This is a genomic window from Tepidanaerobacter sp. GT38 (assembly GCF_021991635.1).
Taxonomy (GTDB): domain Bacteria; phylum Bacillota; class Thermosediminibacteria; order Thermosediminibacterales; family Tepidanaerobacteraceae; genus DTU063.
The window spans coordinates 23,057-33,226 of sequence record NZ_JAFFJA010000038.1 but is presented as its reverse complement, the minus strand read 5'-3'; the positions used below and the strand labels follow the sequence as shown (position 1 = coordinate 33,226).

Below are 10,170 nucleotides of genomic sequence, written 5' to 3'. Positions count from 1 at the left end.
ACTCCAAAGGGAGCATATCAATTAGTAGACAGTCCAATAAAAGAGGCATCGATGATAAAGCCATTACTCGACTGAAGCATTCTATATACAATCAATTATTCATTTCAAATATATTTTGGGTCTAAAGTTTATCTTAATCTCCTGCCCCTTACCCCTAATCTCAATTCCTTTTCCTAATAAATATATGTATATTAGTATAGTTAAGTCAAAGTCTCATGGATTAAGGGGTTTGGTGAATTTTTTATACGACAAAAATATAATTATGTACTAAATAACAACTTTATCATTAATTCCACAGCCCTTTCCATTACCAATCAAAAAGGCTAACAGGTAAGTATACTCCAACTACCCATCAGCCTGGTTAAAAAATGTATATTATTCAGTCTTTTCGTTTAATAGTTTTTTAAACATTCTTACTATCTTGTTTATAAATTTCTGCCTGCTTTCACTGGTATTAATAATAGCATATCCTCTTTCCTTTCCACCCTTTATCACTTCACCGTACCATACTTTAGAGGATTTTAACAGGTCAAGTTCATTTATAAGAGGCAGATACTCCTTCCAATTCTCCTTATCCCGTAATACCTTGCTTATGGCCACGTATCCGTAGAACATGAAGTTTTCCCCTATTAACGATGTTTCTTTACTTTGCGCTCTTTTTTCGTAGTTATGAAGTTCAGGTATAAAATTTATCAATTCATTGAAAAATTCTGCAAGGTATTTAGATAATTCCATCGCCTGAACCCTTGTTTCTAAATCCTTGTAAACTATCTCTATAGCGTTTACAAGGGTAGCAAAAGTAACAATATGCCTTTCGTCCTTTTTAGGTATTGAATTTCTTACCACTTCTACCCTGCCAGCCAGGTCACTGTTTTTCATCAATTCTCTCACAATAATGTTTGCAAGGCCCGTTTGATTAAAATATTCCGCACGGCTTGAACTGATTTTCAGCCCTAGAGAGAACTGGTGGAATTGCTGCTGTGCGGTCTGGACATTATAGTGGGTAACTTTTACAGGGAATTTTAGTTCGGTTAAATCGAAGAATGTATCCCCTTTTTCGTTTCCTTCAAGAATCATGCTTAAAGCCCTAATTCTGTGCTGCCCATCTGCAATGTTTATTTCGCCATCTACAGCAAGATTACCCTCATCATCAAGTTCGACTTTTTCATTGCCATCTTCAAGAACATTTAATGTAATCATATCCGTAAAATATTGGCCTGAAAGCATAGAAGTATAGATTTTTTTCACATTGGCTTTATTGTACACAGCAACCTCAACTTCACTATTGTCCTTTCCCCTTTTTACCTTTGTTCCTCTCTGGATTTCTGGGTTATATGTTATTATCCCATCCCTCCACATCTCTGCCAATTCCTGTCCATCAATTATTGTCTGGTATTCCTTTTCGCCTACCTGGGTCACATTCCTAAACACATACTCTGCCATACGAACTTTCCTCCCTCGTTTATATAATTATAAGAATACAGCAAACTTTTCCAATACTAAAATTATGGACAATATTTTCTGGTTGTATTCTAACAGATATAGGTTTAAGGCACAAGAGAAAAGTTAGTTGTGTTATTATTCTAATAATCAAAAAGTCGGTTATATTGAAAACAAGTTTATAAAATAAAAAGTGCAGGATTCTCTCCCACACCTTAACCTCTATTCCATACCCTTTATAGACTTTATCCTTTCTTAGCACTAATTTTCTTCTTTTAAGTACTTTGTAATAAGTTCATCCAGTCTCTCACTTACTTTCAACGTCTCTTCATTATTTATTCCTTTACTCCCATTAGCAACTTTCTTATTTAACTCATCACGTAATTTTTCCATTTCCAAAAGCAAATATTTTAACTTATCACTGTTTTGTTTTTCTTTAGTTTTTTTCATTTGTTTCTCTCTGTATAAATCTCTATCTGCCATCCTTATTAAATCCCCCATATTTCTTTTTGTTGAATTATAATAGGCTGCTCCTGCACTAATTTGAATATTTATTTCTTGTTTTAGTGATAAATCATTAATTTCTTTTCTTATCCTTTCGATTACTGTTTTTGCTGTTCTTTTATCTTGATTAAATAACAAAATGATGAATTCATCACCGCCGTATCTTACTCCTAAGTCCTCTTTCCTTATATTTCTTTTTATCGATTCTCCAACTATTTTAATGGCCTCATCCCCTGCCAGGTGCCCAAAATTATCATTAATTTCTTTTAAATTATCTATATCTATAATTATCAGGGTAAACTCTTTACTGTTATAAGGATAAAATATTGAGCCGTTATTAATCAGTTCCCAGTAATTTCTGTTGTTCAATCCTGTAACTGAATCTACCATTACTTTACCGCATATGCTACAGTCACTGCACTTTTGTTTTCTTGAAGTAATGTTAATTATATAAAACTCTTGATTGCTAATATATATTTCATCAATTGTTACTAAGTAATTTTCCAGACAATATTGAATGCATGACACATTAGATAATTTATTAATAACATCTAGTTTTTCTAAATAATTATGTGCATTTTTAACATCAGTGCTACTGTAAATAATCTTTTTTTCTCTATTTAGAATGATTCGGATTATATCCTCAATTCTGCATTCTTCCCCTTGCACAATAATTTACCTCCAAATTTATAGTTTGTTCTTTATTAGAACATATTATTGCATAACTTCGGATAAAATACAACTGTTCCAATAAAGAACATAAGGTTGGTGTTATTATGAAATTAATACTTGATTCCGAGGAACGCAATATTGCGGGTTCCAGGGTTAAAATCGCCAGACTAAAAAACAATATGACACAACAGGAACTTGCGGCTAAACTCGAAACACTTGCTGTCTACATTGACAGAGCAAGTATTTCAAAAATTGAACAGCGCAAAAGAATAATTACTGATATTGAACTTTTAGCCTTATCCCAAGTGCTAAATGTAAGTGTCAATTGGTTATTGGGTCTAGATAAATAAGTTTTTGTTCTAATATAGAACATTATAGTATATACCCTGCATCCCACAAAATTAACAACATTTATTCTTTGTCTTACAATTTTTCTTTTCATATCACCCCTATTTGCTTATCTCTTTTCATCACAACATAAAAAACACACCTTTCTATACTTTAACCCAGTATAAGAAAGGTGTGCTCCTTTCGGCTGTATACTTTGATATCACATATTTCCGTAGGTAATACAAGGGCAAATATTTTTTTTCTTTGCAACCAGTGTCCAGCGTATAGCGGTTTTAGGGATAGTATCATATTTATCTACTAGTGTATCTACTTTCACATAAAAGGGCCTCATATAAAACTTGTATCCCATTTTTACTAGTTTTTCTGTCAATAGAATCAAAACTTTTACCGTTTGGTAACCAGCCTTTACACCTATACAGTCTATATTTACAGCCATATTTTGCTTAATCTCCTCAACTGCTGCATCTGCAGCAGCATTAATATTGCTATCTCCTGCAACTCTAAGAACCTTTATATCCATGCATTACATACCTCCCTAAAGAATTATCTGAAGTATGATACAAGATAGTCTAAAATAATTTCAAGTTTTTTATAGCATCATCTTTTTTATTAAAATCCTAACATCTCATAATAAATCAATCATAGTCCCCAACAGGTATGAACAATAAGAATAAGCATTATGTTCAAGTATTATTATTCATACCTTTATCCTTCTCTATCTAAAATTTCATTGATATTTAAAAGAAATAAAGCAAAAGTTCCTATTAGTTCTAAAAAATACTTGACTTTTTATTACTTATTTCATTAATATGCATAAAACAATCAACGGAGGTGATTTGCCATGCTTTCAGTGAACATCTCTAAATTTAATGCTATTTCTTTAGAAGATACTTTAAACTACACACTGTACTCCAAAAAACTTGAAAAGACTGTTGCTGGAATAGCAAGATATGCAATTAAATGCCTTAATGAGAAGTTAAAGAAAGAAAATATTTCTGAAGATAAGGTTGCCGAATTCTATCTCGCTAAATGTCTTCTAAGTATATCTGCAAACTCCGTTTGGATTCAATGTTCGAATAAATATAAATTAGATGAAGATTACTTATATGTAATGCTAAAAAAATATTACTACCAATATACAAATATTTTTTTCATGTAAGAAATGGGGGGTGCTGTTATGAACAATCCACAACTTAAACAAGAAATTAGCAGGCTGTTATCCACTGTATTGCAAATCTTTGGTAAGAATTCAAGAGAATATAAGAACCTTGAATATTTTCTCGATATCTTAGAAACCACATATCGCTACAATTTTGATGGAGAAAGAGATTTGCTTGATGAGTTAAATAAATTATTGATTAAACTATCAAATACTATTCCTGAACTGAGTCAAGAAAAATTAAGTTATAATTATCCTCATATTAGTGCGATGCTTAAATATTTAGATGAATGGCTCTCTTAATAATACTCTATATGGCTTTTCAGTTTATCGCTGAAAAGCCTTTTTTTTTATAGATTTTTTATAAGTTTTAATGGGTAAGAAAAAACAATACCTTTAATAGTTACTAGCATACTATACAGTTTATAACTTCCAAGCCACCTGCCCTTTAGACCTACAACCTCTAGAAACTGCTTATTCAATTTTAGAAACGCTTTTCACCCCATAATTCTCAAAAATCATTTCTAACTCCTTTCCCCTAGCCAAAGCATGTAATATCTATCAAATTGCTCTGTTTCTAATGTAAAAAGATTGGTTTCTAGGAATTCATTCTTATTATATATCTATATAAGAGTAACGTTTCTAAAATCGGGTTTTAGGTTTCGGTTTGATATTCTATCAAAATACAAAATACTTTTATATTAAAGTAAAATAGGAGAAGTTCATTGCAGTAAAGCAATTACTTCTCCTATTCTACTCCGTATTTACCAACTACATCCCAGAATACCTGAACTAATGATAGCACGTTGAATTCTATTTGTAAAGAGTTAACCTTGATGCTTCAATTCTCCTTAAAAATTAAGTTCCTTTTAGTTCCATACTTTTTATTCCAGTACCTAGACGTTCTTTTAATTACCATACCTTTCCTTCATAAATTTTTTATACTCATTTTCCATCTTTTTAATACTTTTTATATTCCACATGTGAGATAATCCGAAATACTCGAGTGCTTTTTCAAAGGTTGTTACTTTATATCCCTTTTCTCTTAGACTAGTTATGTTGGAATATGTCCTTCTTGAGTAATCAAAAATAATGGCAAATTTTGCAGTCTTCGCCTGTGTTTTAAAATATTTTCCGTTGTTTTCTTCACATATCTTTGCTATTTGTTCTTCTACTTTCCTAAACTGTTCCCATGTGCCTATAGCATCACACATTCCAGATTTATTTGCAATAAAACACTTATATATATCTTCATCTATTGGGTCATATTCAAAAGGGGTATTGATATCAGCCTTTATGAATTCATCACGTTTCTTTCTGTTTTCTATAAGTATATTATGACGGTAATTTGCTATAGACATAAACTTTTTATAGTCCTTAGGCAAAATCCAAAATTTAAAATCTGGGGTCGCTATTCTATGATATAAATTATCACTGCTCATGCCCTCATCTCGGACATAATATGCATCAAAATATATTTTTTCTCCATTTATTATTATATATTGGTTATTAGCAGGGAAAATAACTTCTGCTTTTTTTATAGTTTTACCGCTTTCCCTGATACTTACAAAGTCAACAGTAAAAACTTCATCGTCTACCTTTTCTTTAACTGTATCAACTTTCCGTCTTGACACTGCACTAACTTCTTCTATAGATTTGTCCTTACGCACCTGTAGAGAATTCTTTTCCTTATTTTTGTTAAACATGCTAAAGAGTTTTTTCAACATACTTATCTCTCCAGTTTACAATAATTAATATTAAAATAATTATAGCATACTTAAATTCCAAAATTGGTAATTTTTTACCTTATTCACTAAATAGTTTTTTAAGAATATAAGAAAACGGCAGTTAAAAAATCTGCCGTTCCATATCGAACATCTTAAATATCATATCTACTATTAATTTCTTCTTTGCTTTTCACAGGCTATTAAACATATCGAAAATTTCCTTTGGAAGTTTCTGCTCATTATTCTCAGCCTTATTTGAGTTGATGCTGTCTATGCCGCATTCAAGAATCGCTTCCTTTATAATCTCTTTAATTTTTTCCTTATCAAGAATCATCTTATTCTCTTTCTCCAAATAATTTATTACTGCTTTAATTACATAATCTGTCTTATATTTTTGTGCAGAAAGTATGTTATATACCTTAGCATCATCCTCCCTATTCATAGAAAAAGATAGGTTTATCCGTTTTGTTGCCATAGCATCACCTTCTTAATTCCTGTTCAAGTAGAATCTTGTACCCACGTGCATTCGCAAACTGGTCAAGAAACTCAGTATATTTTACTCTGCTGGATTCTTCGATATATTTCTGTAGCAGCATGCTTCCTCCACCTGTGAAAACAGTAGCGTTACGAAATTCAAACCCATACTCTTGGATTTTCGCTAGTAAATTTTCTGTATACTCTTTTGCTATGACTTCTACTACTCCTTTAACATCTGCTTCAAAAATGACTGGTTCTTTGCCTGCTATTATATCCTGTACCTGACTTTCAGTAAGCCTGATGTTCACTTTCAATAGTTCCTGTTGAACATTTGCAATTAACGTAATAATTCCATCGGGAAGTGAGTAGCATGATGTGGTATCAATTATACCGTTCTCAACTCTAAAGATATCAACAGTATAGCCACCAATATCTATAACATTGCACAGCAGATTTCGATAACTATTAAATACCGTAATCAGTGAAGAATACCCCTGCGGATACACCCTGCAATCAATAACATTTATTTTATAATCTTTTTTGTTGAAGTTAAATTCTATACCCCTTTTTAAGAAGTATTCCCGAAACTTTTTCTTAAGAGTTCCATAACTAACAATCGGGAGCCCTACACCCAGAATTATATCCGCTTGGCCTTCCACGCCTGCTTTATTTACTGCATCTGCTATCGCTGGTAAAGACAAGATGAAAGCATCCTGGTTGACAGTCTTGTCCATTTGAACACTAAGTCTATTGCCGCCTATACTATAAAATTTACCTTCATAAACTAACAAATTATTTGTTGAGATTGGTTCATAGTTAGATTTAGTAAAACCAGACTCGCTAACATAACCTTCGCTAGTTTTGGTACATTTATTTCCATTGTCAATGCCTAATAAAATCCTGTTCCTCATTACAATTCCCCCTATCTATGATTTAGTTCTACATAGTTCTTTTAGTAAATCAATTATAATAATTTCAAGTTTTTTAGTAAAAAAATGCTTACCTAATTGAATCAGGTAAGCATTTAAATTTATTACAACGGAGGTATTCAATTTTGAATTAGTAAAATACCTTACTATTAATGGGCTATTATTTTATATAAAATTACTAAATACATTTTCAAGTGTTTTTATCTTTTTCCTATATCCTTTACCCTTTTCTTCTTATCCCTTCTCTATATTATATATGTATTTAGTAAATTTCCCCAAACCGTTGATATTACTACACTTAAATAGATTCTTAAACGACAAAAACCATGTTAGGATATTAGTTCTAAGGTGTATGGACTAAGGGTTAATTATACATTATATCTCCTCTTCAGAATTACTTTATAAAAATTTTAGTATTAAAATTTGACTTACAACTAACAATCCGTATAATGTGGAAAAATCTAATATATGAAAGGATGAATCTACATGAGCAATAGTTTAATCATAAAGGATTTTAAAACTCTCAAGGTTTGGCAGAAGGCAAATGCTTTGGAACAGGAGATAGGGGAATTGGTTAAAGAATTTCCAAACTTTGAACAATATAGACTTGTAGACCAGTTAGTAAGGGCTGTAAGGAGTATAGGTGCGAATATTGCAGAAGGAAATACCCAATTATTTGTAAAAAAAGAAATAGTTCATGCAAATATAGCACTTGGTAGCGCAGGAGAAGTAAGAAATCATCTTCTTACTGCTTATCAAAATGGCTATATCAATAGGGAGCAATACGATGCTCTAGATAAAAAATTGATTGAAATTATCAAAATGTTGTTTGGTTACATAAAGAGACTGAAACCTGACTTAGATAATAAATCTGATATTTCTGAGTCCTAATACTAATTAATCAAATAAAAATATCTTTACTTATACCTGACCCTTCGCCAGTAGCATATATAATTTTGTGTCTTTACTATTGCAATTATTTCTAGGGAAGAGACACGGTATGCACAAAACCCACGAATTTTTATAAATTAAGGCTTTCCAGGATTACGACTAGTTCAGAATATTAAACAAAATTATAGGAAAAAACACAAAGGTATTTACACTCTCTTTTTGTCTATAATCCTTTGACGCCTTATATTATATCCTAATACCTTTAGCCTAAATTCGCTTAATCAAGCCAAATTCCTAACCGTTCCCAAGTTCTTTGTTTAGTGATAGTAATTCGGTCATATTTAAGGTTTTTAGGAATTATAATAGATTTTGGCTTAATAATCCCTTTTTCTTCTGCTAAAATAGCCACTTTTTTGAGGTCTTCTTTTGTTACTTTTTTCATATTGCATTACACTCCTTTTAATATGTGTATTAGTTCTATATATGTACTCAAGCATAGTATCATAAACAAAGCAAATTACAAAATATATTATCCTTTGCAATTTTATATATTTAAACCTGATATTAATCTCCCTATTAACCTGTATATTTTAGTATTCTGAATCCCGTAGTAAGTTAAGTATTTATTTTCCCTTATAGCCTCAGTTATTTTTTCAATAAGAAGTTGAAGTTCTTTTGACTTTAAGCGGTTATTTGCTTTATAATAACATCTCTGAACTGTTCAAGGGATTCCGGCGGAATAATCGTTACCCTTGATTCATCCAAGCCCTTTCCATCTGTGTTGAAATTACAATGTATGTTTTTATCGCCATTAATTCTTTATAATACTTTACAATTATTCTCCCATTAAATAATCATTTACAGAAATACAATTATATTTTTCAGGTTTATATTTATCATACTATTCGTTTTCTTCGAATGAATCTGCTCTTAGCCAAATTATAATCCATTCCTATAAGCATGTATACCTCTTAACAGTTAGGCTCATAGAATAAGAGTAAAGTATATAGGCTATATAACATAATTCAAATATTAGCCTTACTTGGTAACTATACTTAACTCGCGAAAAAAAAGATGTTCACATTTTTTAATTTAATTTTACCAATATGTATCAAGTATAGACTAGTAATTTATTTTTCCGTATCATTTAAAACTTTTTTATACTTTCTGCCATCATAAAAATAAACATTCATACTACCAGGTATATATGTAACATCTTCTTTGTTAAATAGAACTAGATTCTTTCCTCTTAATCCTATCTTATTCATTCGTGTGCTTTTGTATAATATTCCTGAATAACCTTTACTTATTAAATAATCTGCTAAGTAATGAAATGGTATATATGCTTTAAGTTCTGGGTCTTCATTAATATCCACAGGTAAAAAAACTGCTTCATCAATACTTTTCATGATTAAATTTGCCAAATATATCTCCGTTTCTTTCCTAATTATAGACCTTATCTGTTTATCTTTCATCTCTTTCTCTATAATTTTCTTAATTGCTTCTTCTTTTTTCAGGCTAGTTCTTATTTCTTCTTGATATTTTTTATTAGTAAGAATCTCATTCACTTTCACTTCAATTATTGTATTTATAAATTCCTCTGATTTTCCATCTATTTCATCATAACCTATATCTTCATAACACAAATTAATAATTTTACCATCGCTTTTACAGGTTTGAATTTACATATACTTACATATTCATCCTTTTTTAATCTTATCTCTTCAAAACAAGTTTTTTCTATAAAATTAATAACTTCATCGTACTGCTTAACTTCCTCATCCAAACATAAATAAATAAAAGCAACGCCTTCAGGATTCCATCTATTTTTTTTGCATATTCTTCTTTTGGAATCATTCTTTCGTAATTATTAAAATGCTTACCTCTTTGCGCTCTATATAAATTTTTTAAATCTCCTAACTTTTTTACAAAGATATTTTCATATTTAGAAATACAACTTTCATGTATATCATGCTATTTTTTGAAACAGAAAAAAAGCCCTATGTTATATCAAAAAAGC

General features: G+C 30.6%; 12 protein-coding genes. 4 read left to right on the top strand and 8 right to left on the bottom strand.

The features are described from left to right. Window positions 1-375: 375 nt before the first annotated feature. Entirely contained in the window at window positions 376-1,443 is a 1,068-nt protein-coding gene (locus JT739_RS06620; protein ID WP_237660316.1) for a DNA sulfur modification protein DndB, read from the bottom strand. 258 nt (window positions 1,444-1,701) lie between these two features. Beyond that, on the bottom strand, window positions 1,702-2,613 hold the full coding sequence (locus tag JT739_RS06615; RefSeq protein ID WP_237660315.1) for a diguanylate cyclase: 912 nt from the start codon (window positions 2,611-2,613) through the stop codon (window positions 1,702-1,704). A 107-nt stretch (window positions 2,614-2,720) separates the two neighbouring features. Between JT739_RS06615 and JT739_RS06610 the strand changes: the two genes are divergently transcribed. Then, window positions 2,721-2,966 (top strand): helix-turn-helix transcriptional regulator, encoded by a 246-nt coding sequence (locus JT739_RS06610; RefSeq protein WP_237660314.1) that lies wholly within the window; start codon window positions 2,721-2,723, stop codon window positions 2,964-2,966. A 200-nt stretch (window positions 2,967-3,166) separates the two neighbouring features. On the opposite strand, the gene JT739_RS06605 is transcribed toward JT739_RS06610, so the two are convergent. Further along, the gene (locus JT739_RS06605; protein WP_237660313.1) at window positions 3,167-3,487 is read right to left on the bottom strand and encodes a stage V sporulation protein S; all 321 of its coding nucleotides are present in this window, start codon (window positions 3,485-3,487) and stop codon (window positions 3,167-3,169) included. A 321-nt stretch (window positions 3,488-3,808) separates the two neighbouring features. Here JT739_RS06605 and JT739_RS06600 point away from each other — a divergent pair, with 321 nt between their 5' ends. After that, on the top strand, window positions 3,809-4,126 hold the full coding sequence (locus tag JT739_RS06600; protein WP_078054690.1) for a hypothetical protein: 318 nt from the start codon (window positions 3,809-3,811) through the stop codon (window positions 4,124-4,126). Window positions 4,127-4,144: 18 nt separating this feature from the next. Next, entirely contained in the window at window positions 4,145-4,429 is a 285-nt protein-coding gene (locus tag JT739_RS06595; RefSeq protein ID WP_078054689.1) for a hypothetical protein, read from the top strand. A 605-nt stretch (window positions 4,430-5,034) separates the two neighbouring features. On the opposite strand, the gene JT739_RS06590 is transcribed toward JT739_RS06595, so the two are convergent. The 3 genes from JT739_RS06590 to JT739_RS06580 all read right to left on the bottom strand — a co-directional run bounded on the left by JT739_RS06590 (window position 5,035) and on the right by JT739_RS06580 (window position 7,241). Next, window positions 5,035-5,853 (bottom strand): hypothetical protein, encoded by an 819-nt coding sequence (locus JT739_RS06590; RefSeq protein ID WP_078054688.1) that lies wholly within the window; start codon window positions 5,851-5,853, stop codon window positions 5,035-5,037. A gap of 190 nt (window positions 5,854-6,043) precedes the next feature. Further along, window positions 6,044-6,328, bottom strand: coding sequence for a hypothetical protein (locus JT739_RS06585; protein ID WP_237660312.1), 285 nt, complete (start codon window positions 6,326-6,328; stop codon window positions 6,044-6,046). 4 nt (window positions 6,329-6,332) lie between these two features. Beyond that, window positions 6,333-7,241: a ParM/StbA family protein gene (locus JT739_RS06580; RefSeq protein ID WP_237660311.1), complete on the bottom strand. Its 909-nt coding sequence runs from the start codon at window positions 7,239-7,241 to the stop codon at window positions 6,333-6,335. 504 nt (window positions 7,242-7,745) lie between these two features. On the opposite strand from JT739_RS06580, the gene JT739_RS06575 reads away from it, so the two are divergent. Next, window positions 7,746-8,150: a four helix bundle protein gene (locus tag JT739_RS06575; protein WP_237660310.1), complete on the top strand. Its 405-nt coding sequence runs from the start codon at window positions 7,746-7,748 to the stop codon at window positions 8,148-8,150. Window positions 8,151-8,427: 277 nt separating this feature from the next. On the opposite strand, the gene JT739_RS06570 is transcribed toward JT739_RS06575, so the two are convergent. Together JT739_RS06570 and JT739_RS06565 are read right to left on the bottom strand one after the other, a co-directional pair. Continuing rightward, on the bottom strand, window positions 8,428-8,592 hold the full coding sequence (locus JT739_RS06570) for a hypothetical protein (protein WP_237660309.1): 165 nt from the start codon (window positions 8,590-8,592) through the stop codon (window positions 8,428-8,430). 688 nt (window positions 8,593-9,280) lie between these two features. Then, window positions 9,281-9,796 carry an RES family NAD+ phosphorylase gene (locus JT739_RS06565; protein WP_237660308.1) on the bottom strand — a complete coding sequence of 172 codons (516 nt, stop codon included), beginning with the start codon at window positions 9,794-9,796 and terminating at the stop codon, window positions 9,281-9,283. Window positions 9,797-10,170: the final 374 nt, after the last annotated feature.

Coding starts and splice junctions, on each gene's coding strand:
- JT739_RS06590 (WP_078054688.1), bottom strand. CDS start 5,853: ATGTTGAAAAAACTCTTTAGCATGTTTAACAAAAATAAGGAAAAGAAT.
- JT739_RS06610 (WP_237660314.1), top strand. CDS start 2,721: ATGAAATTAATACTTGATTCCGAGGAACGCAATATTGCGGGTTCCAGG.
- JT739_RS06620 (WP_237660316.1), bottom strand. CDS start 1,443: ATGGCAGAGTATGTGTTTAGGAATGTGACCCAGGTAGGCGAAAAGGAA.
- JT739_RS06600 (WP_078054690.1), top strand. CDS start 3,809: ATGCTTTCAGTGAACATCTCTAAATTTAATGCTATTTCTTTAGAAGAT.
- JT739_RS06585 (WP_237660312.1), bottom strand. CDS start 6,328: ATGGCAACAAAACGGATAAACCTATCTTTTTCTATGAATAGGGAGGAT.
- JT739_RS06570 (WP_237660309.1), bottom strand. CDS start 8,592: ATGAAAAAAGTAACAAAAGAAGACCTCAAAAAAGTGGCTATTTTAGCA.
- JT739_RS06575 (WP_237660310.1), top strand. CDS start 7,746: ATGAGCAATAGTTTAATCATAAAGGATTTTAAAACTCTCAAGGTTTGG.
- JT739_RS06605 (WP_237660313.1), bottom strand. CDS start 3,487: ATGGATATAAAGGTTCTTAGAGTTGCAGGAGATAGCAATATTAATGCT.
- JT739_RS06580 (WP_237660311.1), bottom strand. CDS start 7,241: ATGAGGAACAGGATTTTATTAGGCATTGACAATGGAAATAAATGTACC.
- JT739_RS06595 (WP_078054689.1), top strand. CDS start 4,145: ATGAACAATCCACAACTTAAACAAGAAATTAGCAGGCTGTTATCCACT.